29 protein-coding genes and 1 pseudogene are annotated in these 24,209 nt (G+C 57.0%); 14 read left to right on the top strand and 16 right to left on the bottom strand.

Annotated elements, in window-relative coordinates; all coding sequences use genetic code 11:
* Positions 1-563 precede the first annotated feature (563 nt).
* A complete protein-coding gene (locus tag MX571_RS14450) occupies positions 564-1,745 on the top strand; it encodes a Cdc6/Cdc18 family protein (RefSeq protein WP_247418008.1) in 1,182 nt (393 codons plus the stop codon).
* A 167-nt stretch (positions 1,746-1,912) separates the two neighbouring features.
* Complete coding sequence (locus tag MX571_RS22480; protein WP_282594494.1) at positions 1,913-2,038, top strand: hypothetical protein; 126 nt, start codon at positions 1,913-1,915, stop codon at positions 2,036-2,038.
* 1,250 nt (positions 2,039-3,288) lie between these two features.
* Here MX571_RS22480 and MX571_RS14445 read toward each other — a convergent pair.
* The 3 genes from MX571_RS14445 to MX571_RS14435 all read right to left on the bottom strand — a co-directional run bounded on the left by MX571_RS14445 (position 3,289) and on the right by MX571_RS14435 (position 5,540).
* Positions 3,289-3,660 carry a type II toxin-antitoxin system VapC family toxin gene (locus tag MX571_RS14445; RefSeq protein ID WP_247418000.1) on the bottom strand — a complete coding sequence of 124 codons (372 nt, stop codon included), beginning with the start codon at positions 3,658-3,660 and terminating at the stop codon, positions 3,289-3,291.
* Positions 3,661-3,789: 129 nt separating this feature from the next.
* A complete protein-coding gene (locus tag MX571_RS14440; RefSeq protein ID WP_247417999.1) occupies positions 3,790-4,101 on the bottom strand; it encodes a hypothetical protein in 312 nt (103 codons plus the stop codon).
* A 155-nt stretch (positions 4,102-4,256) separates the two neighbouring features.
* Positions 4,257-5,540: a hypothetical protein gene (locus MX571_RS14435; protein WP_247417998.1), complete on the bottom strand. Its 1,284-nt coding sequence runs from the start codon at positions 5,538-5,540 to the stop codon at positions 4,257-4,259.
* Positions 5,541-5,674: 134 nt separating this feature from the next.
* Here MX571_RS14435 and MX571_RS14430 point away from each other — a divergent pair, with 134 nt between their 5' ends.
* On the top strand, positions 5,675-6,043 hold the full coding sequence (locus MX571_RS14430; RefSeq protein WP_247417997.1) for a hypothetical protein: 369 nt from the start codon (positions 5,675-5,677) through the stop codon (positions 6,041-6,043).
* 359 nt (positions 6,044-6,402) lie between these two features.
* Here MX571_RS14430 and MX571_RS14425 read toward each other — a convergent pair.
* Positions 6,403-7,636: pseudogene (locus MX571_RS14425) on the bottom strand (RNA-guided endonuclease TnpB family protein); the annotation flags it as partial.
* 184 nt (positions 7,637-7,820) lie between these two features.
* On the opposite strand from MX571_RS14425, the gene MX571_RS14420 reads away from it, so the two are divergent.
* From MX571_RS14420 to MX571_RS14410, 3 genes are all read left to right on the top strand, one after another.
* Positions 7,821-8,105 (top strand): ribbon-helix-helix domain-containing protein, encoded by a 285-nt coding sequence (locus MX571_RS14420; RefSeq protein ID WP_247417996.1) that lies wholly within the window; start codon positions 7,821-7,823, stop codon positions 8,103-8,105.
* Positions 8,098-8,382 carry a type II toxin-antitoxin system RelE family toxin gene (locus tag MX571_RS14415; protein WP_247417994.1) on the top strand — a complete coding sequence of 95 codons (285 nt, stop codon included), beginning with the start codon at positions 8,098-8,100 and terminating at the stop codon, positions 8,380-8,382. Before MX571_RS14420 ends, MX571_RS14415 begins: the two co-directional genes overlap by 8 nt.
* 303 nt (positions 8,383-8,685) lie before the next feature.
* Positions 8,686-8,922: a hypothetical protein gene (locus tag MX571_RS14410; RefSeq protein ID WP_247417992.1), complete on the top strand. Its 237-nt coding sequence runs from the start codon at positions 8,686-8,688 to the stop codon at positions 8,920-8,922.
* 29 nt (positions 8,923-8,951) lie between these two features.
* Here MX571_RS14410 and MX571_RS14405 read toward each other — a convergent pair whose 3' ends face one another.
* The gene (locus tag MX571_RS14405) at positions 8,952-9,392 is read right to left on the bottom strand and encodes a hypothetical protein (RefSeq protein ID WP_247417990.1); all 441 of its coding nucleotides are present in this window, start codon (positions 9,390-9,392) and stop codon (positions 8,952-8,954) included.
* Positions 9,389-9,907: a DUF7342 family protein gene (locus tag MX571_RS14400; protein WP_247417988.1), complete on the bottom strand. Its 519-nt coding sequence runs from the start codon at positions 9,905-9,907 to the stop codon at positions 9,389-9,391. Before MX571_RS14400 ends, MX571_RS14405 begins: the two co-directional genes overlap by 4 nt.
* A 142-nt stretch (positions 9,908-10,049) precedes the next feature.
* Between MX571_RS14400 and MX571_RS14395 the strand changes: the two genes are divergently transcribed.
* Entirely contained in the window at positions 10,050-10,433 is a 384-nt protein-coding gene (locus MX571_RS14395) for a class I SAM-dependent methyltransferase (RefSeq protein WP_247417981.1), read from the top strand.
* Here the strand turns inward: MX571_RS14395 and MX571_RS14390 are convergent.
* Complete coding sequence (locus tag MX571_RS14390; RefSeq protein WP_247417979.1) at positions 10,393-10,824, bottom strand: type II toxin-antitoxin system VapC family toxin; 432 nt, start codon at positions 10,822-10,824, stop codon at positions 10,393-10,395. The genes MX571_RS14395 and MX571_RS14390 overlap by 41 nt on opposite strands.
* Positions 10,824-11,084, bottom strand: coding sequence for an AbrB/MazE/SpoVT family DNA-binding domain-containing protein (locus tag MX571_RS14385; protein WP_247417977.1), 261 nt, complete (start codon positions 11,082-11,084; stop codon positions 10,824-10,826). Before MX571_RS14385 ends, MX571_RS14390 begins: the two co-directional genes overlap by 1 nt.
* A 224-nt stretch (positions 11,085-11,308) precedes the next feature.
* Between MX571_RS14385 and MX571_RS14380 the strand changes: the two genes are divergently transcribed.
* A complete protein-coding gene (locus MX571_RS14380) occupies positions 11,309-12,262 on the top strand; it encodes an ArdC-like ssDNA-binding domain-containing protein (protein ID WP_247417975.1) in 954 nt (317 codons plus the stop codon).
* Positions 12,263-12,393: 131 nt separating this feature from the next.
* Here MX571_RS14380 and MX571_RS14375 read toward each other — a convergent pair whose 3' ends face one another.
* Positions 12,394-12,870: an ArsR family transcriptional regulator gene (locus tag MX571_RS14375; protein ID WP_247417974.1), complete on the bottom strand. Its 477-nt coding sequence runs from the start codon at positions 12,868-12,870 to the stop codon at positions 12,394-12,396.
* A 668-nt stretch (positions 12,871-13,538) separates the two neighbouring features.
* On the opposite strand from MX571_RS14375, the gene MX571_RS22985 reads away from it, so the two are divergent.
* The 6 genes from MX571_RS22985 to MX571_RS14355 all read left to right on the top strand — a co-directional run bounded on the left by MX571_RS22985 (position 13,539) and on the right by MX571_RS14355 (position 16,081).
* On the top strand, positions 13,539-13,994 hold the full coding sequence (locus MX571_RS22985; RefSeq protein ID WP_465261047.1) for a DUF8118 domain-containing protein: 456 nt from the start codon (positions 13,539-13,541) through the stop codon (positions 13,992-13,994).
* 59 nt (positions 13,995-14,053) lie between these two features.
* On the top strand, positions 14,054-14,449 hold the full coding sequence (locus MX571_RS14370; protein ID WP_247417972.1) for a hypothetical protein: 396 nt from the start codon (positions 14,054-14,056) through the stop codon (positions 14,447-14,449).
* Positions 14,450-14,451: 2 nt separating this feature from the next.
* Positions 14,452-15,009 (top strand): hypothetical protein, encoded by a 558-nt coding sequence (locus tag MX571_RS14365; protein WP_247417970.1) that lies wholly within the window; start codon positions 14,452-14,454, stop codon positions 15,007-15,009.
* Complete coding sequence (locus MX571_RS22980; protein WP_465261049.1) at positions 14,963-15,220, top strand: DUF8118 domain-containing protein; 258 nt, start codon at positions 14,963-14,965, stop codon at positions 15,218-15,220. Before MX571_RS14365 ends, MX571_RS22980 begins: the two co-directional genes overlap by 47 nt.
* A 106-nt stretch (positions 15,221-15,326) precedes the next feature.
* Entirely contained in the window at positions 15,327-15,608 is a 282-nt protein-coding gene (locus MX571_RS14360; RefSeq protein ID WP_368409056.1) for an AbrB/MazE/SpoVT family DNA-binding domain-containing protein, read from the top strand.
* Complete coding sequence (locus MX571_RS14355; RefSeq protein WP_247417966.1) at positions 15,605-16,081, top strand: PIN domain-containing protein; 477 nt, start codon at positions 15,605-15,607, stop codon at positions 16,079-16,081. The genes MX571_RS14360 and MX571_RS14355 overlap by 4 nt, the downstream gene beginning before the upstream one ends.
* A gap of 943 nt (positions 16,082-17,024) precedes the next feature.
* Here MX571_RS14355 and MX571_RS14350 read toward each other — a convergent pair.
* The 7 genes from MX571_RS14350 to MX571_RS14320 all read right to left on the bottom strand — a co-directional run bounded on the left by MX571_RS14350 (position 17,025) and on the right by MX571_RS14320 (position 24,148).
* Positions 17,025-17,402 (bottom strand): Rid family detoxifying hydrolase, encoded by a 378-nt coding sequence (locus MX571_RS14350; RefSeq protein ID WP_247417965.1) that lies wholly within the window; start codon positions 17,400-17,402, stop codon positions 17,025-17,027.
* Positions 17,403-17,479: 77 nt separating this feature from the next.
* Positions 17,480-18,340, bottom strand: a complete 861-nt coding sequence (locus MX571_RS14345) for an SDR family NAD(P)-dependent oxidoreductase (RefSeq protein WP_247417963.1) — start codon at positions 18,338-18,340, stop codon at positions 17,480-17,482.
* 118 nt (positions 18,341-18,458) lie between these two features.
* The gene (locus MX571_RS14340) at positions 18,459-19,625 is read right to left on the bottom strand and encodes a mandelate racemase/muconate lactonizing enzyme family protein (RefSeq protein WP_247417962.1); all 1,167 of its coding nucleotides are present in this window, start codon (positions 19,623-19,625) and stop codon (positions 18,459-18,461) included.
* A 108-nt stretch (positions 19,626-19,733) separates the two neighbouring features.
* A complete protein-coding gene (locus tag MX571_RS14335) occupies positions 19,734-20,882 on the bottom strand; it encodes a hypothetical protein (protein WP_247417961.1) in 1,149 nt (382 codons plus the stop codon).
* Between the two features lie 146 nt (positions 20,883-21,028).
* On the bottom strand, positions 21,029-21,874 hold the full coding sequence (locus tag MX571_RS14330; RefSeq protein WP_247417960.1) for a carbohydrate ABC transporter permease: 846 nt from the start codon (positions 21,872-21,874) through the stop codon (positions 21,029-21,031).
* Positions 21,871-22,800, bottom strand: coding sequence for a carbohydrate ABC transporter permease (locus MX571_RS14325; RefSeq protein ID WP_247417959.1), 930 nt, complete (start codon positions 22,798-22,800; stop codon positions 21,871-21,873). Before MX571_RS14325 ends, MX571_RS14330 begins: the two co-directional genes overlap by 4 nt.
* A 10-nt stretch (positions 22,801-22,810) precedes the next feature.
* Positions 22,811-24,148, bottom strand: coding sequence for an ABC transporter substrate-binding protein (locus MX571_RS14320; protein WP_247417958.1), 1,338 nt, complete (start codon positions 24,146-24,148; stop codon positions 22,811-22,813).
* Positions 24,149-24,209 lie beyond the last annotated feature (61 nt).

The raw sequence follows: 24,209 nt of genomic DNA, 5'->3' as shown, positions 1-24,209 counted from the left end.
ATCCACCCGAGGTATACTCCACCATCCTCACAGCGATAGAGCAACGAATCGAGAGACTGTGGCTGAGTAAGTGCTGAGAGACAGTCGAGAATTACGACCGACGGTATGATCGACGATGGCGGATTCGCGAACGTCTGGAACTAACTGAGGAAGCATCACTACGAACACGAGAGGGACACCTCACACCGAGTGAGGGTGAACCGGGGGAGAGGCCGCAACCAGAAGTGGCGGTTCGTTGCTGACACCCCTCGTACCGAGTGAGCGGTCACGCATCACGTCGGGTGATTTCGAAGTGGTGTCTGCTGCTTCCCACACCCCTCGTACCGAGTGAGTCCCGCTGTTCGAAATCGCCGTGCCTTTCGACACCAACGCTCCCTCTTGCTTCAGTTATCACCAGATTCCATATTGGACTCTCCTCACTCGGTACGAGGTGTGTCTCTCACACCAATTGAGTATATAAAACGCACTCAGTGGCCTCTATAGTGACACAGAGTAATGATTTGAGCATTTCACTCGGTGTGGGGTATGGGGAATTTATACTACTGGGGTATGGTTGTGGGCATATGACCGATGATATCTTTGCGACGGGTGATATCTTCGCCAATCGGGAGTTGGTTCGTGTTGGCCACGTCCCGGAACTTGACCGCGTCGTCGGCCGTGACAATGAAATCAACGAGGTCGGGCGAGCGTTGGGCCCGGCGACACAAGGCGGGCCACCCGAGACGACCATCATCTACGGGAAGACAGGGACCGGGAAGTCACTCGTTGCGAGGTGTGTCACTCGGGAGGCCCACCGACGAGCGACGGAGAACGATCGCTCCCTCCAGTACGCGTACGTCGACTGTTCGGACTACCAGACCGAGGCAAAAGCTAGCCGCGAGATGGCACGTGAGCTAGTCAAGCGACTCACCACCGACCGCACCATCCCACGAGTCGGCATCGGTGCAGCGGACTACCGCGACATTACGTGGGAACTTCTCGATCTTCATGACGTAGATGCGTTCGTCGTGATTCTCGACGAAATCGACAAGCTCGCCGATGACGAACTTTTGCGCAGTCTTTCGCGGGCTCGAGAATCGGGCAAGGCCGATGCGTTCGTTGGCGTCATCTGCATCTCGAACAAAATCGAATACCGCGAGCGGCTCAACGAACGCGTTGATTCGAGTCTACAGGACAATGAACTCGTGTTTGACCCGTATGACGCTGACCAACTCAGCAACATCCTCAACAACCGACGTGACGCTTTCAAGCAGGGCGTATTAGATGACGCCGTCGTCACCAAGACAGCGGCGCTCGCAGCGCGCGAGCATGGGGATGCCCGCAAGGCCGTGGACACGTTTTACGAGGCCGGGCAGCTAGCCGAGCGCGCCGGGGCCGACCGCGTGACTGTCAATTTCGTCGACGATGCCGTTCGACAGGCAGAGATCAACCGGTTTGAGCGACTCGTGAGCGGGCAACCCCCTCATGTGAAACTCATCCTTCGAGCACTCGCAGCCCTGACCGAGCAACGTGACGCCTCGCGGTTCAGAACAGCTGATATCTATGACGTGTACGTCAACTTCGCCGAGTCTGAGGGAGCCGACCCACTCTCGTACGACCGAGTGTCGCGCCTGCTCAAGGAGCAATCATTTCTGGGTATCACCGACACCACGCATACGGGCGGCGGGCCTAGCAAGGGGAGCTACCTCGAACACCGATTAATGCGCGACACCGACATCATCCTCGACGCAATGCGGTCCGACTGACGATTGCTGGCAATGATAGACGCCGAACGTGCGTTGTACAGCGTTTCAGGGGTGTACAACTACCACCCTCCTTCGACGTCGCATGGATCGGCAACGATCGTCGGGGTCCCGCTTCAGTCAGCAGATGCAGTTCCGTATGAGCACAGTTCGGTCAGCCGGTCGCCGTGATGGACGTCCCGATGGCAGGCACACAGGTCTTCTTCGACGGGCTCACCGACATCCACATCGATACGATAGCGGCCGACCGCATCGTTCGAACACCGGACAACGTTCTCGGCGTCCCAGAGCCCTGACCCGTTGGCTCGGGTCTGGTCTGGTGGACCGAGTGGTCGGTGGTTTTGACAGAGTGGTGCAGCCTCCGCTTGGCCGGTAACCGCGGTGGCGTCGCTGGTGACCATCGCTATCGCGTTCGAGAAGAACTTCCTTAGACCGCACGCTCGAATCAGGGACTTGCCGCGGCCGGAACCGCTGGACCAGCTAACCTCCTGACGGGGAGAAGACATCCATCATTCGCACTAATAAAAAGAAATGAAGATGTTTTGATATACAGGGTCGGGTCGAAGTCCTCTACTTAGTGTCACGTGATACAGACATCCGGGTGGCACGCTCAACGGCTCCCCAGAGGACGCACGCCAGGCACTCCTCTACGGCCCAGTCTCGGTCGCTCCCATCGACGATGATGCGCTCGTCGAGTATGCACAACTAGTCGATGAGCTCAGCAACCGCGATGGACTCATCGACGCCAGCCACCGGGCTGAGGAAATGGACGCGATCATCACGACTCACGGCACCATCGACGATGGCGGATTCACTACCGTCTGGAACTGACTGAGGAGTGAGTGTAGTGGAATACAACTCCTACTATCCCAACACAGTGGTTCGGTACCGTGGCATTCATCCGCGTTGACGGGAGATGAATCTCGTTCAATCTCACAATTACTACTCTCATATTCGGTGGCCACAGTAGCTTCTGGATTACCAGTAGGTCAGAGAACATGAGCGCAGATGGGGGGACAGCCTCTGACAACCAATGGGTGGGACATGAGGGGTGGCCCGAAATCGGCTATCCCTTTCCCCTCACCTCTTGACGCCGGGCACTCGTTCGATAGGGTCAGAATGTGGACTCTATAGCGGGGTCGCCGAGGCAGACCGGACACGAGCTACTCGACAGCCACACCGAAATAGTGTCAGTAGAACCTTCCGTCTGACGTGCATTTATACATCAGCCAATTAATATGTCGATGCGGAGTGTCAGAGGCACAGTCGCTGGGAGATCTACTTCCATTTTCACGGTCCGAACGAGCAGTCGGTATGCGGTCCGTGGTGCATCCGGGCGTATCTACGGTATCGATCTACGGATTCCAGCCTGCACCTGTCCGGAGTGGCAGTACCGGGAACCAGACGGTGGGTGAAAGTACCTCTGCCGCGTCGGTTTGACATTCAAGACAGGCTGTCTGACTGGTCCAGATGGCGAGTTGCCACGATAACCTGCGAGGTCGGTCTCGACCGAGCGAACCAGTGTGGCGTAGATCACTACTTTCTGTCAGTCCTGACTGTGATATGGGAGCGTTGTCACATCGAACGCATCGTAGTGCCGGTCGAAGGTGAGAATGTGGTCAACCTCTAGGGTGTTCATATGGGCGGCGACGACAAAGTCAGTGAATGCAGCGTCCAGATCGGTCCACTCGACGAACGTTGCTTTGGCCTCATCGAATACGGCCTCGGAGACAGTTTGGAACTGATAGAGTCTACTTTCGTCGAGCGTCCTCAGGAACGACGCCGCGTTCTGCATCGATGCCTGCTTTTTCAACCGAGTGGCCGCCTCATCGACGATGTGATCGTTGACGATGAGTCGCCGATAGGGGAGGTCCCCGTCGCGGACGAACGCCATGAACGCCCGCGTGACACCGTGCATTTGCTCTCGAGGATTGAACAACGCGTACAGGAACTTTGGGCCGACGACGACTTGGTGTCGAACGTGGCCTGGCCGGAAATGCTCGGCCGTGACCCGCCCGATGGGTGTTTCAACAGGCTCTGCCATCGACTACGAGTGGGTGGACGGATCGTCAGCTAGCATCATGGACTCTTCGTTCCCGTGCCACTCGTCAACGAGATCGTCTTCATCGCGTGCGTCCGTCTCTGCGGACGCTGGGAGGGAGTCTGCTTCGAGCTCGTCAAAAACGGTGAATGCACGGTCGTTGGGATCCGCTCGCTCCTGTCGCTCGACCCACTCGGTAAGCGCCTCGTGGCCAGCTTCTTTGAGCGATAGCTCGTGTTCCCTTGCGAACTCGCGAAATCGTTCGTATTCGTCCTCGCTCAACTCTGTCTGGACGTGCTTGGTATCGTCGCTGCTCATACGAACCCTCTGTTTCCATCTCCTCCTATCTGCTCATCGAATATAAGATGAACGCATGACCACGTTCATGAACTCGGGATGGGCTGGCCGGTGAGGAAAAATAACAAGGCGCAAGCCTCGCCGTTCACGGTGGGGGGATGTCAATCAATGTGCAGTTATTGGTACTCCTCGAGTTGGTCACGAAGCCAGGTTACGGGGTAGATTTTCGTCAGACCGGGTGTGTCGATGGTGAACTGCTGTGGCGGCGTGGTGGCTGCATACGACGCCTCGACTCGTGGCGTGCCATCGGGGGGATCGCGCAGTGCGTCGAGGAGGGTGTGGCCATCGTCCTGTGTCATGACGAGCCAGATGGCTTCATCAGGGTCGTAGGCAGCCATCTTATCGAAGTCCGAGACAGCAGCTTCGCGGACGTCGTGATTGATGCGTTCGACCTCGACGGCGACGACGATTTCACCGTTGTCGTCGAGGCCGACGAGGTCGAGGCGGTGGTCGGAATCGGGGAGGTCATAGTAGGGAAACACCACGGTGACGTCTGAGTCGGGGTTATCGCGGAACTCCTGTTCGAGCCAGCGCATCGCGACCCCCATCCCCAGGACGTGTTGACTCGATTCCTCGAGGTCACCCTTGCCGTGACCGTAGTCGACACCCAGGCGGTAGCTCTCACCGATGGCGTCGCGTCCCTCGGGCGTGACCGAATACAGGCGGTGTGGGTGGTCGCCATCGTGATTGAGCACGTCGCTGTCGAGTAACGCCTGGACGGCGTCGCTGTCGAGGCCGATGTACTCCTGGAGTCGGAGCATCGAGTCCGAGAGCAGGTCGTACTCGAGTTTGTCATAGCGTCCTTGCTGGGCGTTGTAGACCGCCTGCAAGAACAGTAACTGCTGGTCGCTCCACTCGCTTGCGGCGCGTTCCTCGAGCGAGCACTTGAGGTTTAGCTCACAGATCGGGATTTTGTCGCGGTCGACAGCAGCCAGCGAGCTACAGCAGCTGATGGCGCGGCGCATGCCATCGATACAGGGGTCATAGCGGTTGTCGCACGCAGTACATTGCAGCGCGTCCCAGTCGGGGACGTACTGGACCGTTGGGGGGAGGCACTTGGTGAGTGCGAGTGGCGACTTGACGCGCTGTGTCGTCTGGTCGTGGTCGCTGTCCGCACCAGTCTCATCTGGCGCGTCCGTTCGGGTCGCTGTACTGTGGGAACCGATCGGCAGGCAGTAGTCATCGAGGGCATCCTCGGCCATGAGGGTCAACTGTGCGTCGAAGCTGACGGCCGCCGTCCCATCGAGCGGGTTGTCGCTTTCAGAGTGACCAGCCGGGAGCGGTGGGGAGTTGACGACGAACGGTCGGGGTTCTGGCTCGCCAAAGTGAGCGGGGAGCCGCACGAGCCACTCGCCGCGTTTGAGTGCTCTGAGGCGGTTCGCGACCGCCTCGGGTGGCATGGCATCAGTGGCGAATCGCTTTGCCAAGTCCGAATCGACACCGACCTGGCCGCTAACAATCGTTGAGATGTTGTTCAGAAACTCAGCGTAGGCTTGAGGGTTAGTCGGGTATCGAGGTCCGGATTGCAGAGCGGATGAACGCCGGGGCGGATCTGCAGACGGCCGTCCTCGACACTCTTGAAGAGGTGAAAGCGACACCCGGAGCAATCGTGCCTATCGATGAAATCGGATCGGTGGGACGGAGCGAGGTCGACATCGAGGGCCGGGTGAAGACATTGTGGACACCCTCACACCCCTCGATCGCGCAAGTCGGATTGCTCGAAGACGAGACGGGAACGGTCAAGTTCACCAGTTGGGCGAAGAGCAACCAACCTTGGCTGGCAGAAGACGACGTGGTCAGATTGCGGAACGTCGCGTGGAACTACTACGGTGAGCGCGTCTCGGTCGCCCTGACGGGCTGGTCGGACGTCGTGTTCCCCAGTTCGTCTCAACAGCCGAGATAGGCTCGCTGCGCGGTTTGTTTTTTGTTCGTGAGTCCCAGTGCCCACGACCCCTCCTCCCCACCCACCGCTCCCGTGGCGGAGCCACGGCAGCCACAACCGTAGAACGAACATCGGTACAACGACCTAGAGCGTTCTCAACCCATCAGGTACGATGGACGACAGCGAATTGACCTCCTCCTCCGCGTGAACGCGGAGGAATCCTGACACAGAATTTCCAGACTCAGCGTCTGTTCGAGGTTTCAAGACGCATGCGACTCACCGGTCTCCCGAACCGACCCCGCCGACTCACCACGAGTCTGGCTGGTCGGGACGTTGTCATCGGACGCCCGCTTCACAGACGGGTGGTCCTCGCTCAGTGAGTTGTCTTGTGGCATGGTCAACAATGCCCCATCCTCGCCCGAGTCATCCGCGACCACGTGTCTTCTCGGTCGCGTCTCTCTAGCGAGGTACATCTGATGTCGATACTTGTCGCCGATGTTCACCGCTGCGTTCACGTCCGCCTGATACTCGGACACCCAGCACGCATCGTTCGTACAGTTGAACGTTGCCTGTCGCGGCCGGTAGCCCGTCGAGCCACAGTGATGGCACTTTTTCGAGGTGCCCCACGGGTCCACCGAGCGCACTGGGATCCCGGCTTCGCGGGCTTTGTACGAGAGGAACGCGTGGAGTTTCGCGAACGCCCAGCCGTGGAGCCGCCGGTTCATGAACGCGCCGTAGTCCAACTCTTCACGGATGTACGTCAGGTCTTCGAGCACGAGGACTGGCCTCTCCAGTTCGCGTATCTCGTCGATCGCCTGCCGCGTCACCGTGTGCAGGATGTCATTGATACGATTCCACGTCGTCTCAGCGTACGCGTCGAGCGTGGCTGTACTGCCGCGCTCGTTCAGACGTTTGGACACGCTGAAGTACGTTTTTCTCAGTCGGCGGACGAGCGTGCTTTCGTCGGTGAACAGCGTCGGGTCGGTCGGCGAGCCGTGCTCGTCACGGTGACACACCGTGAGCAGACTCGCCTCACCAACGTCCACGCCGACAACTGTCGCGGCTTCCGCAGCGGGGAGCGATGGCTGTTTCGCGTTCGATGGTCACGTGCACGTACCACTCTCCGCCACGCTCGAACAGCCGTGTCTCACCGAGACGTACGCTCCTCCCCTCGTCCACGAGCGCGTGATACCATTGTTCGTGCTCAGGATTGATGGCGAGCGGGCACCAGAGGTGGTAGTCCTCGTGGTGCGGAAGTTTCATGCACCACTCGTGGTGGTTGTCCGGGCGGTGATCGAAGCGTGGTCCTTCGTTCGTGAAGCGTACAGGATGGTCCTCCGCGAGTGTGTTCGCGTCGTAGGAGTCGCCCGTGAGCTGTGGAACGTACTTCTTGAGGGCGTTTTTCGCATACCCGCTCAGGTCGTACGCCGTGACTACGTCGTTCGTCTCTGACCGCGTGGTGCAGCCCTGTGTGAACGCATCGTGGAGTGCCTCGCGGTACTCGCTGACGGTCTCGATGAGTTTCTCGCGTTTGTTCGTGGTCGGGTCGACGAGTTTGGCTTCGAGGACGGTGTACTGGTCGTCCTCGTCGCTACTCGGTTCGTCGCCCGACATGCCCATGTATAGCGATTTCACCCACCTAAGCGTGACGATATGGTCGGAAGTCAGTTAGCAATCGACTAGTGACTGTGTCGGTCGTGGCCGCTCGACCCGCGCCTGAAGACGCGGGTATGCGCTCGCGTTCTCTTTCAGGTGGGGTGCCGAAACGGTTTTGGTAAGACAGCCGTAATACGCCCGTATGTCTGGAGCGACCACGGAGAACGACGGCGACGACGAAATCGTGACTGTGAACTTCAAAGTCACCCAGGCGTTCCTCGACGATATCGACAGTACATGGCAGGGCCGAGGATTCAACAGCCGAAGTGAGTTCATCCGATACACCTTGCGGGATGCGACTGAGTTTCCGACGTTCGACCGTGATGAGCTCATCGCGCTTCTCCAAGCAGAAGAGGACGTTCGCGAGGAGCGAACCATGAGCGCTGCGGAGGCCCGCGAGCAGTTCGGTAGTGACACAAATGAGTAAGGGGGAGTGGACGTGGGAACTCGCATCAAAGGCGAAAGAGGACCTTGCTCGCCTCGATTCGCACGACCAAGACCGGATTTTGGACAAGCTTGATGAGATCGTTGACTCACCATGGCGTGACCCGCCCGACTACGGGGAGCCACTGCAGAACAGTCCGCACAAGAAGGTGCGTGTCGGCGAATTTCGATTGGCAGTGACCTTTCGTCATGATGGCAATCGGATGGTGATCGCCCGAATCAAGCGGCGTGGTGGAGCCTACACTGCCGATGATGACTGAGGGGGATGACTCACCACTCGACGCGGTGATGAAAGACATCCGCCGAGAACTCGTGTTGCGGGTCGCAAAGAGCGATCGTGATGCTCACCGTGAGGTGTACGATGCACTTGAACACGAGTAGCGCGAAGAACACCATCGGACCCATTGGAGGCGACAAGCCCTGGTCCCCGAACGTCCCGTGAAACTACTACAGTTAGCGTGTCTCGGCAGCCGAATCAGGCTGACCAGCAGTAGTGTTCCGCCAATCGTCTCAGAACGCGAGAGACACTCGCTGCGCGGTTTGTTTTTTGTTCGTGACTCCCAGTGCCCACGACCCCTCCTCCCCACCCACCGCTCCCGTGGCGACGCCACGACAGCCACGACCAAACTGGTGTCCTGACTGACTACGATACTGAGATTCGAGCCATCCTGAAGGAATTTGGAAGTGGCGATGTGACAGTCGACGAGGGAGATATCCTCGAGTATCTGCAGACAAACACCACCGAGATCGAACTCAGTGAATCCGCCTTGAAGTTGGATGAACCTCTCAGGGGGTCGTAGAGCTGCGGCCTCTCATCCCGAGATACGAGCTAGTGTTCTGCCGTATTCTCGGGAATCACGGTCTCGAAGAGATCACCACAGCACTCCCAGAGGAGTTTCGGAGGAGAATCAGCTTCGAACACGGTCCCTTCGTAGTGTGGGGTCTCCATCGAAGCCGTCTGGTACTGGAAGTGCGCTGCGCCGAGATCGGTGTGATCATCATCTTGGTGCCAGCCGCAGTGGAACTCCAGGTTCGGATCGGCGTAGTCGATCCTGAATTCGTCGTGGGGCGCAGTGAGTTTCCAGTGGACTTCAAGCTGCGGTGACTCGGGTCCGGTCGGCGGAACGACCCGCTGTGGGTCGATTTCAGCGGTGAGGTACCGTTTCTGGATCGCGTCTGGTTTAAACCAGACAGAGATGACCTCCGCTTGCCGTTCCAATACGTCCTTGAGTGTTCGATACAGGGCTGGATTTTCCGCTCCAGGATTCATGCGGAGGCGGAGCGTCGCTCACCGGGGAAGCGGTCGTAGAGGTGGAGTGCATCTTCGACGAGACGACGGCGCGTTTTGAGGTGGTCCCACTCGCCGGCCACTTGTCGACGTTGGCGTTCGTCTGTGAGGTCTTCTGTCCTCCCGAGGCTTGCACGGAGTTCGTTGGGGGTTTCGACGTCGTATTCCGTCTTCCACGTTCGAATCTGCTCGTTCATCTCTTCGAGACTCACAGCGAGTTCGTCGGGAGAGTGCTCTTCGTAGAGCTCGCGCATCTCGATAAGGTATTGACCAACCGGGTCTGGCTCGTATGTCGTCTGCTGGCCGCGTGCATCCGCGCTCAGTTTGCCATCGTCTACAAGACGGTTGAGGTACTTCGTTGCTGTCTCGTGGGCGACCTCGGCTTCACCAGCGATCCAATTGGCTGTTCGGGGTTCACTGACAGTGAGTGCAACCGCTTCGACGCGCTCAGCCGCCGACAGACCGTCAGTCCAACTTCGGGCCTGTTCATCGTTCATGACTCCCTCTACACTCCCAATGTAGAAATAATTTGAGGTGGTCAGAATTAAATAGGGTACATCGTGCGATGAGTGCCTGATCGACATTCCCCCAGAAGAGGGGTCGTAATGCTCCACTGGCAATTGCACTCTACCTCAGTGGTTGACCTACGATGACGGCGAGTTCGACTTTGTGACGATGTTCGACTGTCTTCACGATATGGGAGATCCCGTCGGGGTCGCGGCCCACGTCAAAGAGAAACTAGCCGATGAGGGCGTCTGGATGAGTGTTGAGCCGTTCGCCAACGACCGCATCGAAGAGAATCTGACTCCTGTCGGGCGGGCATTCTATTCGGCCTCGACGATGCTCTGTACGCCCAACGCATTGAACCAACACGGTGACCACGCACGTGGGGCTCAAGCGGGCGAAGCCGTCATGAGAGAGGTCGTCACTGGGCGGTATTCCCTCTTTCTGGGAAGATGGGTGCCTCCAGACAGAGACGAGCCTATGGTGAAAACGGATTTGTGGCAGTGTTCAATCGGGTAACCCCAGTTACCGGGTCGAAGTCATCATCGAAGCTATATACGTACTCGATATCCTCACGCTGCATACACGCAACAATCGCCGCGTCCCCGAAGGCGAGTCCCGAGTTTTCTCTGAAGAGATCAACTGCTTGTGAGAAATCTGCCTTGGGCGTATGAACCGGCTCGAATCCTGCGGACTGGACTAACCGGTCGTAGAGTTCGACGGCAACGTCGTGCTCTTGGCGCTCGTGGAGGTAGTTGAGTGTCTCAGTTACGACGTAGTTCGTGACACGCATCGTCGGGAGGTCACCGTGGTCAGCGGCTTCGACGATTCTGCGAGCGGTGTCATGGTGGGCATCTTTCCGACTCATTCGTGCGAGTAACACGTTGGTGTCGATAGCTGCTACTGCCACTACTGGACCTCAGTCGAGTCGTGATCAGCGCCAGTCACATCATGTTCTCTCGTGACGTCGGTCTCACCCATATCAACGGCATCAAAATCGTCGAATGCTCCGTATCGTTGTTTGATGACTTCTATCGTGAGCTCTCCATCGTCTGTAACCTTCCACGTGATTTTGTCACCGGGCTCGATATCGAGGCGATCTCGAATCGCTGCCGGGACTGTTACCGAGTAGTGATCAGTAATCGTTGTCTGCTCCCCGTTCGTCGCCATAGATGGCCTTCGGAGGCAACAAGGATAAATCTCATGTGCTGCCTCATGTGGTGGTGAACGCTTGAGTCGCTCGAACGTCAACTACCCGACGCTGAGTCCAAGCAGCAGCGAGGGCATCTCCGTCGGCAACAGTCGATCTCCAGCTCGAAATCTGGTGGTACCGCTCTCCCAATTTATCGCCCCCTGACGGGTGCGGGGCGCTCAGAAATGCGTTCTGCGTTCTCATGTCTAGTACGACAACCCCAGCACTCAGCGAGAGCGAGCGGAGCAACCGACCAGCGGCGATGAACGACACCATCGAGTCGTGGATAGCGGACCTCTCCGACTTGACTGACGAGGCGCGGGCAAGCGAGGAGTTCCAGTCGTGGCTTGAGGTTCACAGCCGGTTCCACGAGTACTCGTTCAGAAATACGCTGCTGATCAAACAGCAGGCACCAGAGGCGACAAAGGTGGCCGGTTACCGGACGTGGCAGACCGAGTTCGAGCGGCAGGTCCGGGGTGGCGAATCGGCCATCTGGATCTGGGCACCGATCATCACCGAGCGGTGTCCAGCCTGCCATGAGAGTCGCCAGTACCACGAGGCAAGCGACTGTGCGGACACGACGCCCACCGAGGAGTGGTCGCGAGGGGTGGTCGGCTTCAAACCCGTGCCCGTGTTCGACGTCTCCCAGACAGAGGGGAGGGCCCTTCCCACACTCGACACAGCGGCAACCGGCGAGGGAAAACCACTGTTGGCGCGCCTGTTGGAGTGTGGGCGTGCCCTCGATGTGGCCGTAGAAGTGGTCGAGGAGGAGGAGTGGCCGCTGGGCACTGCCCGTGGCCTGTGTCAGTACCGGGGTGAGAAACCCCCGCTCGTCCTGGTGAAACGGGTTGGCGAATACGCCGAGATGGCGAGCACGCTCATCCACGAGTACGCCCATGCGCTGTTGCACATGGACGGTCGAGTCGCTCCGGAGGAACGGGCGAAACGCGAGGTGGAAGCCGAGAGCGTTGCGTACGTCGTCGGTCGGCACTTCGGCCTCGATGTGGATAACTCGGCGCTGTACATCGCCCGGTGGCAGGACGACGACGAGGATGTCCTGAGCGAGCGATTGTGCCGGCTCTCTGCGACTGCGACGCAACTCATTGCAGCAATCGAAGAGCGGATGGAGGCGGTTGACGGAGCGACGGCACAGTGATCGACGTCTCCTGACTTGATGGGAGAGTCCTAACCCTCTCTGCTGATCGCTCACTCGCAATCAGCATACGGTTCACGGGAGACCAGACGACCAGAGGTGACATCCTCCCCCGCGTTTACCGCAGGAGAATGTCATGAAGTTTCAGTCTCTTTCATATCCGGCTCATCGAAGTCAAGTGCCTCTCTCACGGCTTTGGGAAGCGTTGGTCGCGGTGCGTCCTCGTGGCGCTGCACCCGCTCGGATTTATTTGTTTCCTCGTAGACCGCGCGTGCAATCGGGACGCCCCGCAAGAAATTATGCTGGTAGAGGATTTCGACCCCACGCTCGGTCGGTCCCCAGAACTTTGACGGGAGGTTTCGCGTCGACACGTTCGGTTCGTGCACGTATACATCGAGAATCCCTGCCTCTTGGAGAGTCTCGAGCTGGTTGAGGATGGCCACCTCGTTCTTCGGAATCATGTAGTCAAGTTCGGCCAACGACGCGAGGTGTGCTGGGTGACCGAGAATCACCTGCACGATGAGGTGGCACGTCTCCTGAGAGAGCAGCTCACGCATCCGCTGCTGCTCTGCGAAGGGATCCTCGAACCCTTCCGGGGCCGTATTGCTCATACTGTAGGGTAGCGGACTCGACTGCATTACGGTTCGGGTCAACCAAGTTAATAGAATCGTCGAACCACTGAGTCAGTTAGAAACGTTGACTCAGCCAGAACTGTCCGCGCGAAAGAGTGCTCCATCCGTTCCCCCCGAACTCAGGCGATATTATTACTGACAGAAATCTTATGCCCTATTACTGGAAATGGTTTCTCAATGGTTCAGAATCCATTTGAAGCCCGTTTCAAACATGGCGGAATTCATTCAATATTTGCCTACAGCCAGCTGACGAGATGTGGCCTGTGGTACAATCTACAGAGACAGCTGTCTCTCTCGCTGGCCGATTCGAGGGCGAACCTCCCACCTGTGGCGAGGTGTCGAGGTACGAGCCCTTGACCGAGAGCGACACATCATCGAAACCGAGACAGCGGTTCCTGATCAAAAACCTCGCTCGGGTGAGCTACACAACAACGCCACAGGAAGTAGTATTCCATCTCTGACGGTGTAGTTGTGCTACAAACACGCATTTCTGCTTTTATTAACACCGCTATAACCCGGCCAGAGTTGTGTTATTTTATCACAACTCTCAACCTTCTGGTGGGTCATCGCAAGCGTCGAGGAGCGACTGGACACGCTCGCTGGACGGTTTATCACCCCCTGACGGGTGCGGGGAGACTCGTATTCCAATGTCGAACGACACTCCTTCAGTAGAGCGAGAGCCAGCCGAGCAGCCACGAACACGCCGTGCTCGAACCGAACCGATGGCTGTCTCGTTACTCCGGACAGGTGGTCGCTACGAGGTTCGCGTTGCCTCCGGGCGTGTGTATGCGGTCGATATGCGCCTGCCAGCGTGTACCTGTTCAGATTGGTACTACCGCGAACCGGATGGGGGATGCAAGCACCTCCGCCGTGTCGATTTGGAAATCAAGGCGGGCTGTATCGCTGGTCCCACTGGCGAGCTACCACAGCGACCTGATGGATCGATACACGACGTAGAACGGCAAACGCCACTCATCACCGGTCCGCACACCGAATACGGACCGCGAGGCACTCCAACGGGGAGTGTGTATTTCCGCTGTAGTCAGTGTGGCCTCGAAGCCAGGCATCGAGCAGATGTCCATCGCTCGACTGACTGTCAGTGAGCTGCCTTTGGAAGGCGAGCAATGGGTTTAATCATGTGTAAACTCTACACATGAGTGAGATGGCGGAAGACAAAACACGGGTTGATTTCAACGCACCAGCCTCGCTCGTCGAGCGCGCCGACAGTGTCGTCGAGATACTCGATATCTCACGGACGCGCCTTCTCATCGATGCGCTCGAAGACGAGCTCGAGGAACTCGCGAACGACGAGGAGTTCCGCCGTCGCCTCAGCGACGCCTACTACAACGACCGAATCGACTACCAGATAGTCGAGACCGTCCTCGGTCGTGAAGAGGCGATGCGGATGAAGCTCCTCCGCGCTTCGATCGACCGGACACCACCAGAACCCCAGCTCACCGGTGACCTCCCCAGTGACGAGGAGTTCTACGACGGTGACGTTCCAGCGTGGGTGCCGGACGAGGACTCCGAGTCAGCAGACGAGGATTCGCGCCCCTGACGATGGCCGAAACCGTCGCTGTTGTCGACGCCAATGTCCTATTGAATCTCGCCACCCCCGTTGTCGATAGTCGACCGACGGCTCCCACTGGGGCGGATCCACTCAAGGCCCTCCTCGTCTCATACGATGTTCATACGCCCACGAGCGTACTCGGTGAACTCAGTGAGGCGACTGGGAGTGACGACCTGCTCTCGGCTGCGGCAGCGCTCGCCCTTCGGGCGTCAGACCAGTTGACGACACACGATGTCGACGACCGACTCGATGACCCGCTTGACTACGGGCTCGACCGTGGAGAGTCGGACGGTATCTGGCTCGCGAATGATCTCGACGCAGATCTCTTCATCACCGACGAGTTCAACACCACGAACTACCTCTTTGTCAGTCTCGCGCTCGACGACCGGAACACGCTTTTCACGACACCGCACATCCTCTGCTCACTCGCCAGCCACGATGTCCTCTCTTCAGCGTACGTCAGCGCTGTCCTGACCTACTACATCGAAACCAAACACTGGGATAAACAGTACGTCACCCACCTCCGGAAGAGGTACCTTTCGGATTAGCACAAGACGCCTCAGCAGCTACAGCCCTCTCGCTGGGGTCTGTCCATCCACTCGAAGTCAGCTACCTACGGCTGAGGCAACCATCACTGGCCCACACACCGAATACGGGCCTCGAGGCACTCCAACCGGGAGTGTGTATTTCCGCTGTAGTCGGTGTGGCCTCGAAGCCAGGCATCGAACGGACGTCCATCGTACTACTGGCTGTTGTTGAATACGGGTGATAGCTCGCGGGAGCGAGAGCGCACATCACGCTCGCTCCGAGAATCGATCTGTGACTTGCCGTAATACCTAATGAGTATTACCTACTTTGTATGGACATGCCGCGCGTTACTACCAAAGGCCAAGTCACAATCCCGAAGCACATTCGGGACGCACTCGGAATCGAACCCGGTGACGAAATCGCGTTTAAGGAGGGTGAGTCTGGCTATACGATCCAAAAGAAACAACCGACCACGGCAGAGGGCGACGATCCGTTTGAGAAGTATCGTGGTAGCGCTGAAAGCGATGAGACGATGCCCGACCGAATGCGACGGCTTCGTAGTGAGTATCCCCGGGATGTCGATGACGAGGACGAGGAGACGTCCGAGGCAGACACGTGATCACAGCAGTCGATACGAGCGCACTTCTCGCGTTGTTGTACGACGACGAACACACTGACAATAGTGAACGAGAACTTCGGCGCGTCTATCGGGAAGGCCGTGTCGTTATCACGCCGATTGTATACGCTGAACTGGCAGCCGATGGGCACTTTGCGACCATGCCGGAACTCGACCAGTTTTTCGAAGACCTCAGCATTCAACTCGTTGAGCCGTCACGAGAGGCATTGTTCCGAGCCGGTGAACAATTCCAACAGTATACGAATCGGCGACCAGATGGACTGCAATGTCCGTCTTGCGGGGAGAAACAACGTGTCCGGTGTGAAGCGTGTCGTGAAGATCTTGCACCGCGTCAGCATATCGCTGCGGACTTCGTCATCGGCGGGCACGCAACCGCTGACGCAGATGCGCTGGTCAGCTTCGATAGTGGCTTCTACGAGACCTACTTCCCGTCATTGACCGTGGCTCCTGAGTGAACGTTCCAGATGTGTCGCTGTACTCCCGACCCGAGTTGGTGCGGTCGAAACTCAACGTGTCTGTCACGAGATTACCGGGACGCCTCGAATCCTCTTCAGTGTGAAGTATTTGCGATAGGTGTACAGATATATTTGCTCACTATTGCTTGTGAATTCGGGAGGGAGAAAATCATTCCTGACTACCTGAGCTCCAGATGAACCGGCTTTCAGAGCGTCGAAGGACGGGGAAGTCACTGGTAATCGGGTAGCCCCACCAATAGACGCATCCAATATTCAAAACTCGTTGCGAAAGGCGTGGTAGAGTCAGACAATCTTCCCAATACTAACCGACAATTAGCAATAAACGATGCCTGCATGTTGGTAATAAGTACATCTTGGTGTTCCTATAGAGAATGAGCAATTAATTTCGAAGAGCCCAGACTTAATGGTATTTCCATTGCTCTGTTCATGGTCTGAGAATATGAGGTATAACGGACTCCCCAAGGCCACGTCACGTCTCGTAGACCACCGTGCACGACGGTCCTCCCACAGGTACGGACACTCGTCGACCAACGCCTCTCAACGAAGTAGAAGAGTTGCCATGTTGCCAAGAACATTCACATCACATGGGCTGACTTGTATGCTCGTTGGCCGTACACTAACAGATCCACCGGATGGATACCGATGCAGGGATGCTGTGCAGCCCTACCTAGATGAACGAGTACAGAGACAACAACCCCTTGGTTGATTCAGGCGTTGTGACTACTTCTGTGGACGGTCACACGGCGACGAGGTACCCTGAGGGCTCAACAGCTGTTATTCCGCTCTTTGGCTTCTGTGAACTTCATCTAACAGATTGTTGATCGACGTGATGTGTGAGTCTTACCAGCTTATCAGCGCTCGCACTTCAACATTCTCCAGTCAAACGATTGATTAGCTATTTCGATAGAGAACTACCTCAATCTCATTTGAGACTCGCGATAACCTCGATCTCAACACCGATTTCGATAGGGAGTCGAGATACTTCGACAGCTGCCCGTGCAGGGTAGGGCTCGCTCATGTACTCTGCATAGACTTCATTAACCGCCTCGTAATCGTCCATGTCTGTGACAAACACTTTTGACTTCACTACGTCATCGAGTGACGTCCCTGCTGCATCGAGTATCGCCGCGATATTCTCGAGCGTCTGGGCGGTTTGCTCACCGATATTGTCCGAGGCGATTTTATCCGTTTCTGGGTCGACGGGTCCTTGGCCTGATACGTAGACTCGGCCATCTTCTTTAATCGCTTGTGAGTAGGGTCCAATCGCACTCGGTGCCTGGTCTGTACTTACTTCCTCCATATCTACCTACATACACGACCTGCCATTGAATCTACTGGCAGAGTGGGTCGAATACTCAAGGGGTGACTCGATGACGGTCACTCTCTTTGAGTGATGGATTCGTCAGATGGTTGCTCATCAGCTTGGTAAATCTCGTTCTCGAACGGTGTCGAGAGTCCAACAGTGAGGCCACCGTCAACGACGATGTTCTCACCGGTGATGAAGCCAGCCCGTTCTGTTGCGAGGAAGAGTGTGGTGTCAGCGACTTCGTCAGGCCGTCCGAAGCGTCCGAGCGGGTACTGATCAAGCCATCGATCGCGCGCACTCGTTCCCTCCGAGCGTTGTTCGGTATTTTCCATCTCTGCTTTGCGATTCTCTGTTTCAATCGTCCCTGCAGAGAGGACGTTCGACCGGATACCATACTGTCCGTAGTGTGTCGCGATGTTGCGCGAAAGCGCGAGGAGGCCGCTCTTTGCCTCCGAGTAGCCAGCCAGACCAATACCGAACAATCCGTTGACTGACCCGACATGAACCATCGATCCCCCGCCAGCCGCAACCATCGCTGGGAGTACCTCCTTGGCCATGAGGAATGGCCCCTTTAAGTTCAGGTCGAGCATCCATTCATAGGTCTCCTCATCACAGCGGTGTAAGAGATCAGCTGATTCAGCGGCGCCCCCAGCGTTGTTCACCAAGACTCGGAGATCTCCGAACTCTTCGAGTGTAGTGTCGACGAGGTCGGCAATCTCTGCACTGTCCGTGATATCACACTCTACTGGGACGACACGACCATCGTACTCAGCTGTCAGCTCTTCAGCGACCGGTTTGACATCATCGTATGACCGAGAGCAGATGGCGACATCACCGCCTGCTGCTGCGAACTTTGTCGCGATTCGACGGCCAATCCCTCTTGATGCACCGGTCACAATCGCCGGTCGGTCAGCTAAAGACAACTCAATCATACCGAACTAAGACTCTCGCGTAGAAACAAAGAATCTTACCCTCATGTTACGGTGTGAGCAGTGTGAAGTGACCGCCCGCGCTCATGATTGCGGAAGTACCAATCTGGCTCCGCTCTCCTTAGACGCGATAGTCCTCGATGACGTCCAGATCAACGTCAATCCCGAGGCCGGGCTCTTCGGGAACTGTCATACTGCCGTCTGTGACCTCGAATGGTTCTGTGAGTACGTCGTTTTCCCAAGCGTAGTAGGTAGTGTCTGGCGGGAGCGAGAATCCGGGCAGTCCATGGACTGCGTGGAGAATTGCAGCCGTCCGAATGCCGAGATCGAATGCACAATGATGTGTGTAGGGAATCCCAGCGTCTTCTACGATTGCTGCTTGCTGCCGGAGCCCGGCAATCCCTCCTGCTGGGGTCAGGTCGAGGACAGCGACATCCATTGCTCCCTCTTGGATGAGCGATCGGAGGTTGTGGGGAATGTACGTATCCTCATTCGGCGCGATCGGCTGTCGAAGTCGCTGCCGAAGTCGAGCGAGCGAGGAGTGTGCGTTGACACGAATTGGCTGTTCCATGTACTGAAGGTAAATCCCCGCATCTTCGAGGGCGGCTCCCACACGAACGGCCTGGTCAAGTGACCAGCCTTGATTCGGGTCAAGCCGGAACTCGAGTTGTCCATCCACCTCTTCGTGCATGGCCTTTATTCGCTCAACGTCTTGTTGCCAATTGCGCCCAGCTTTCGTCTTTAGGACAGAGAAGCCAGCATCGAGTGCTTCACGGGCTTTTGGGCGAGATTCGTCTGGTGGAAGAATGCCCAGACAGAACGCAAACTCAACATCACGACTGATAGATGTCTCGTCATCCGCCGCATCAGCATTCATCGCTGCGGTCTGCTGGGGTGCAGTCGCCCCTCCGAGGAGTTCGAAGACGGGTTTCTCCAGCGCCTTGCCCACGATATCCCAGCACGCGGTCTCAACAGCGGCAAAGAAGAGTTCGATGTTCGTGTATTCGATGAACACCTGTCGTCGGAGCCGTTCGATTTCGAACGGCGACTGGCCTTCAACGAGTGGCCCGATGCCATCTTCGAGGACGGATTCTGTGGCAGTCGGGGTTAGGAAGGTCCGCATCTCGCCCCAGCCAGCGATTCCTTCGTTCGTCTCAACGCGAACGAGGACGCGCTCCATAGAGTCAACCTGGCCGTGATTTGTGACATATGGGCCGATGCCGAGGGGTTGGTCAAGCCCAGCTAACGGCATATCGACGGTGACTGCGGTCACATCTGTAATCTCCATACACGGTCCTGGTAGGGTGGTCACATAAAATACGAGGCGGATCTTTTGCGCGGATACCGAAACCCATCAGATTCACCGCCTGAGAGGTGTCATCCAGACCACTGTTCGTCAGTGAAGGTTGGTAATCGCAGTCTCAATCCACTCCAATGACTGCTCTGGGAGAAGGCCGTAATTGTAAAACGACACACGCGGGACGCCTTCGGTATGGAGTCCATCTACGATGTCGACGACAGTAGCTTCGTCGTGAATGGCTGGATGTCCGGGAAGTATACCGACGTGTAATGGGATGTCGGGGCTGAGCGTCTGAACAGTCTGGTATGCTTCGAGGACAGCCTCGCATGACGATTTGTAGGCGGGCAGGCAGTAGTAGTCGACATGATTTGCCAGTCGTTCAAGGTCGACGCCTGCCATCCATTCTCGGCCAGCTTCGGGCATTCCGACGTAGTAACCGAGCGGCGTCTCACCACTCACAGTAGCGAGATCGGCATACAGGTCAGTAAGGGTGTCCTCACGTCTGTCGACGTAATCAGCGACAGCAGGATGTGAGTGGAGCCACTGCTCTGGTCTGAGATCGTACGGAACACGACCGTCGATGATAGCATCAAGAGTCTCGGTAGCTGTGGTGCGAACGGCGTCGACATCGATACCAGCGTCAGCTGCAGTCGCCCGGCAGTGATCACAGAAGCAGAGGCCGAATAGGAACTCACCGAGCGCCCCGAGTCGAGCATGGATCTTCTGGTGGTGCCACCCAAAGCCGGTCCCGTAGAAGTAATCGAACGTCTCCAATTCGATGCGGTCGAACGTATCGCGGTCTGAGATGTCACCGATGAGCGAGATGAGATACTCTTGGACGGCTGGGTTCGATGGGCAGAGCCCGAAGACGAGGTCATCACCGTGTGGCGATTCTATCGTGGCTTCTGGAGTAGCCATTCCAAGACGGGAATTGTGACAGCCGATCGTCCATGAGTTGAGTGTTAGGTCAGACCAGCGTTCAGCAATCGCTTTCACCCAGTCGCCGTCCATCCCTTCATAGGGGACGGGTTCGAGTGCGCCATAGCGCTCGTCGGGAACGAAATACGAACTCGCGTGGGCGAAGTGCGTTCGGCGCTCCGGGTTGTGGGGAGCGAACGCTTGCACGCTATGGTAGTTTGTCGCCAGGTTGAGTTCGTCGATTCCGATTTCTCGGAGGCGCTGTTCGACGGTTTCCGGCCCCTCATCACGGATGTCCCACGGATAGCCCCAGATTGCGAACTCCATGAGCGGAGCATGAACGGAGAGAGGTTAATTCACCGGGTGGTGCAGGACGCTAACATCTGCAGTCACGACAGCAGTCCTTGCCGAGTCACCATTATTTGCATCTCTGGTGCGCCAGAAGCAGAGCGCAGAGAAACGTAGAGAAGGAGTTACTCCTTTACAGCGCCAGCGGTCATCCCACTGACGATGTACTCTTCGAGGAAGGCAAACAGGATCAACAGCGGTAGAATCCCGATTACCGAGACGGTCAACATCATCCGCCAGTCGGTCTGCAGCGCCCCGACCATGGAGAACACCCCACGTGGTATGTTGTACTTCGATGCGTCCGTAAGGAAGGTGAGAACGAACAGCAGCCGGTTCCACGCATAGAGGAACGTGTAGGTGACACTCGCGACTAGCGCGGGCTTCGTGAGGGGCAACACGATTTTCGTGAGTACCTGCAACTGCGAGGCACCGTCGATGCGTGCGGATTCTTCTAACGAAACTGGAATCGTCTTGAAATACCCATACAGCATCCAGATGTTGAACGGTAGCGTGAACGCTGCCGCAGGTATAATAACGGCTAGGTAGCTGTTGTACACCCCGAGCGTGGTGATTACGTCGAATAGACCGACAATTAACACGACGGGAGCGAACATTTGTACGACCAGCACGGCCAGTAGGAATGTTCGCTTCCCGATGAAGTCGTTCCTCGCACAGGAGTATGCAGCTGGAATCGCGAGCAGCAGCGTGACTAAGACTGTCCCCAGTGAGATCAGGAAGCTATTGCCAACCCACAGCAGGACATCAGTCTGGCCCCACACCTCAATGTAGGCGTCGAACGACGGCTGAGCCGGAACCAGATCTGCTGGGCTGGCGAATATTGCCGATTCGGACTTGATCGTTGTGGAGAACATCGCGTAAAACGGGAACATCATGACCCCGAGTAAGGCGAGTAACATGCCGTAGATACGGACTTTGCGCAGGCTGCTTCGGCGCTGACCCGCGACAGTCATAGCTCATCATCTCCGCTGGTGTAGATTCGCAGGTAGATAACGGCGAACACCATCAGGATTAGGAAGCTGATGACGCTGAACGCTGCCCCCTTCCCGATGTTCCCGTTTTCGATGCCGACCTGGTAGATCCAGATGATGAGCGTCGACGTCGTGTTGATCGGGCCGCCTCGCGTCATCGTCCAGATGACGTCGAAGCTGACGAAGGTCCAAATCGTCGAGAGCAGCGTCGCGATCATAACGACGGACTTGAGCTGAGGGAGCGTGACGTAGCGGAACTGTTGCCACTTCTCTGCGCCATCGATAGCGGCGGCTTCATACAACTCCTCCGGGATGGACTGGAGCCCGGCGAGGAAGATTATTGCCATGAACGGCGTCCCGATCCAGACGTCGGCAACCACAACGCCAATCCAAGCAGTGTCTGGATTGCCGAGGATACCGATTCCTTGATCGATGAGTCCCAGCTTCAGCAAGATCGCGTTGAGGTAGCCATACTGGGGGTGTTCGATCCAGCGGAACACGACGGCCGAGATCGCGTAGGGAATCCCCCATGGGATAAGGAACGCTGTGCGGAAGAACTTCCGTCCCCGAATATCGTGGTTGAGGTGGAGAGCGATCAACAGGCCCAGCAGTGTCTTTCCAACGACGCCGAGAACGACCCACCGTGCTGTCTGGCGAAGCAACAGTGGGAAGATGCTGCTGTCGATGATTTCGCGGTAGTGCTGGAGGCCTACGAACGTCGAGCCAGCCGATGACTGGTATAGTGAGAGACGAAATGTCTCAAAGATCGGGTAGCCGACGACGGCCACGAGAAACACGATCGTCGGCAGTATCAGCAGGTATGCGTACCGGTTTTTCCAGAGATACTGTCGGGTCCGCTCAAGGCGGGAATCTGCTGTCGACTGCGTATACTCTTCGGCAATACTCATCTGTTGATGGTCACTTCATCGCCTCTTTGAGGTCTGCCTGGGCATCGTCCAGCGCTTTCTGAGGCGACTTCTGGTCGGCCAGGGCTTCCTGGATCGCCTGGACCATTCGGGTGTTGAACTGGTTGAAGTTCGAGAGCTTCGGTCGCGCTCGGGCGTACTCTCCTGCCTCGATATAGGGCTTCCAAATTTTCGAGTTCTGGAAGTGGTCTCGATCACCAACGGCCTTCATCGTAGGCATGAATCCTTTGTTGGTCGCGTACTCGAAGTGGCGATCCTCTTTGAAGTAGAACTTCAGCAGGTTTTTCGCCATCTCAGTGGCCTCGCTCTGGGCGAAGATTGCGACAGAGTCGATCGTGTTCAGACTGAATCGGCCACCAGGTCCCTTAGGTACCTGAACGATGCCGAAGTCGAAATCAACCTCACCGTTCTCTTTTGCTTTCTTGATGTTGAGACCCGTGTAGACGTGGGCAATGACCATTCCAAGGGAACCGGTCTCGAACAGCTGCCGGATGTCTTGTCGAGTCGAGGAGAGCGGCGATGACTGGGTGACCTTGTGCTTTAGGTGAAGATCCGAGTAAAAGCCTAGTGCTTGAGCTGCCTCCTTGGAGTTGACGACTGGGGCACCGCTGTCGTCGACGAGGTCCGCTCCGTACGACCAGTGGTAGTGGTAGTACTGTGACCCCGTTTCAATGGCATCGGCACCCGCGAGGCCGAGTGCAGGGGTATCCGTGTTTGCCTTGATCTTTTTCGCGGCAGCCAGCATATCGTCCCACGTGTCCAGTTTGGGGTTCTCCGGGTCGAGCCCCGCTTGCTTGAAGACGCTCTTATTGTAGTATAGACACTTGTTCGATGCTGCCCAGGGGGCACCGTAATACTCGCCGTTGTACTTACAGCCCTCAGCCATCCCTTCATAAAAGCGATTCCCCCAATCGCTTTCCATCATGTCGGAGATTGGCGTCAGAGCATCTTTATCCGCGAGTTGTGGAATCCAGCGAGCTGGCCAGCGAGCGACGTCAGGCGCTTTATTCCCGTCAACTCGGTTGTTGACTGTCTGCTGGGCGTTGTCCCATGTCACGCTCGTGAACTCGATGTTCACGTTGTGTTCCTCTTCGAACGTGGCATTGTTCTCCTCGAAGAACTGCCTGATGTTGTCACCAACACCCATCGTAAGGAATTGGATGGTCTGCTTCCCACCGTCACCGCTCCCATTACCACCCGATCCGTTTCCACCGCCCCCACCACCAAGACAACCAGCGAGGGCGATAATACCGCCCGAACCGATGGCTTCGAGCATCCTCCGCCGATCCAAGCTCCCTTCCCCAGGTGAGTCAGTCTTCTCGTTAGGCATCTGTGGGCATAACACAGTGACTCATATTAAAACTTCCTGACCATTGTACTCGGACTGTATC

The organism is Halomarina salina, assembly GCF_023074835.1.
In the GTDB taxonomy this organism is placed as follows: Archaea; Halobacteriota; Halobacteria; order Halobacteriales; family Haloarculaceae; genus Halomarina; species Halomarina salina.
The sequence above is the reverse complement of the archived record's forward strand: the minus strand, read 5'-3'. Positions and strand labels throughout refer to the sequence as shown.

Excerpts from the sequence above, each read along its gene's own strand:
- MX571_RS14450 (WP_247418008.1), top strand. The coding sequence starts at position 564 with ATGACCGATGATATCTTTGCGACGGGTGATATCTTCGCCAATCGGGAG.
- MX571_RS22480 (WP_282594494.1), top strand. The coding sequence starts at position 1,913 with ATGGACGTCCCGATGGCAGGCACACAGGTCTTCTTCGACGGGCTCACC.
- MX571_RS14445 (WP_247418000.1), bottom strand. The coding sequence starts at position 3,660 with ATGCACGGTGTCACGCGGGCGTTCATGGCGTTCGTCCGCGACGGGGAC.
- MX571_RS14440 (WP_247417999.1), bottom strand. The coding sequence starts at position 4,101 with ATGAGCAGCGACGATACCAAGCACGTCCAGACAGAGTTGAGCGAGGAC.
- MX571_RS14435 (WP_247417998.1), bottom strand. The coding sequence starts at position 5,540 with ATGCCACCCGAGGCGGTCGCGAACCGCCTCAGAGCACTCAAACGCGGC.
- MX571_RS14430 (WP_247417997.1), top strand. The coding sequence starts at position 5,675 with ATGAACGCCGGGGCGGATCTGCAGACGGCCGTCCTCGACACTCTTGAA.
- MX571_RS14420 (WP_247417996.1), top strand. The coding sequence starts at position 7,821 with ATGTCTGGAGCGACCACGGAGAACGACGGCGACGACGAAATCGTGACT.
- MX571_RS14415 (WP_247417994.1), top strand. The coding sequence starts at position 8,098 with ATGAGTAAGGGGGAGTGGACGTGGGAACTCGCATCAAAGGCGAAAGAG.
- MX571_RS14405 (WP_247417990.1), bottom strand. The coding sequence starts at position 9,392 with ATGAATCCTGGAGCGGAAAATCCAGCCCTGTATCGAACACTCAAGGAC.
- MX571_RS14400 (WP_247417988.1), bottom strand. The coding sequence starts at position 9,907 with ATGAACGATGAACAGGCCCGAAGTTGGACTGACGGTCTGTCGGCGGCT.
- MX571_RS14385 (WP_247417977.1), bottom strand. The coding sequence starts at position 11,084 with ATGGCGACGAACGGGGAGCAGACAACGATTACTGATCACTACTCGGTA.
- MX571_RS14380 (WP_247417975.1), top strand. The coding sequence starts at position 11,309 with ATGTCTAGTACGACAACCCCAGCACTCAGCGAGAGCGAGCGGAGCAAC.
- MX571_RS14375 (WP_247417974.1), bottom strand. The coding sequence starts at position 12,870 with ATGAGCAATACGGCCCCGGAAGGGTTCGAGGATCCCTTCGCAGAGCAG.
- MX571_RS22985 (WP_465261047.1), top strand. The coding sequence starts at position 13,539 with ATGTCGAACGACACTCCTTCAGTAGAGCGAGAGCCAGCCGAGCAGCCA.
- MX571_RS14370 (WP_247417972.1), top strand. The coding sequence starts at position 14,054 with ATGGCGGAAGACAAAACACGGGTTGATTTCAACGCACCAGCCTCGCTC.
- MX571_RS14365 (WP_247417970.1), top strand. The coding sequence starts at position 14,452 with ATGGCCGAAACCGTCGCTGTTGTCGACGCCAATGTCCTATTGAATCTC.
- MX571_RS14360 (WP_368409056.1), top strand. The coding sequence starts at position 15,327 with ATGCCGCGCGTTACTACCAAAGGCCAAGTCACAATCCCGAAGCACATT.
- MX571_RS14350 (WP_247417965.1), bottom strand. The coding sequence starts at position 17,402 with ATGGAGGAAGTAAGTACAGACCAGGCACCGAGTGCGATTGGACCCTAC.
- MX571_RS14345 (WP_247417963.1), bottom strand. The coding sequence starts at position 18,340 with ATGATTGAGTTGTCTTTAGCTGACCGACCGGCGATTGTGACCGGTGCA.
- MX571_RS14340 (WP_247417962.1), bottom strand. The coding sequence starts at position 19,625 with ATGGAGATTACAGATGTGACCGCAGTCACCGTCGATATGCCGTTAGCT.
- MX571_RS14335 (WP_247417961.1), bottom strand. The coding sequence starts at position 20,882 with ATGGAGTTCGCAATCTGGGGCTATCCGTGGGACATCCGTGATGAGGGG.
- MX571_RS14330 (WP_247417960.1), bottom strand. The coding sequence starts at position 21,874 with ATGACTGTCGCGGGTCAGCGCCGAAGCAGCCTGCGCAAAGTCCGTATC.
- MX571_RS14325 (WP_247417959.1), bottom strand. The coding sequence starts at position 22,800 with ATGAGTATTGCCGAAGAGTATACGCAGTCGACAGCAGATTCCCGCCTT.
- MX571_RS14320 (WP_247417958.1), bottom strand. The coding sequence starts at position 24,148 with ATGCCTAACGAGAAGACTGACTCACCTGGGGAAGGGAGCTTGGATCGG.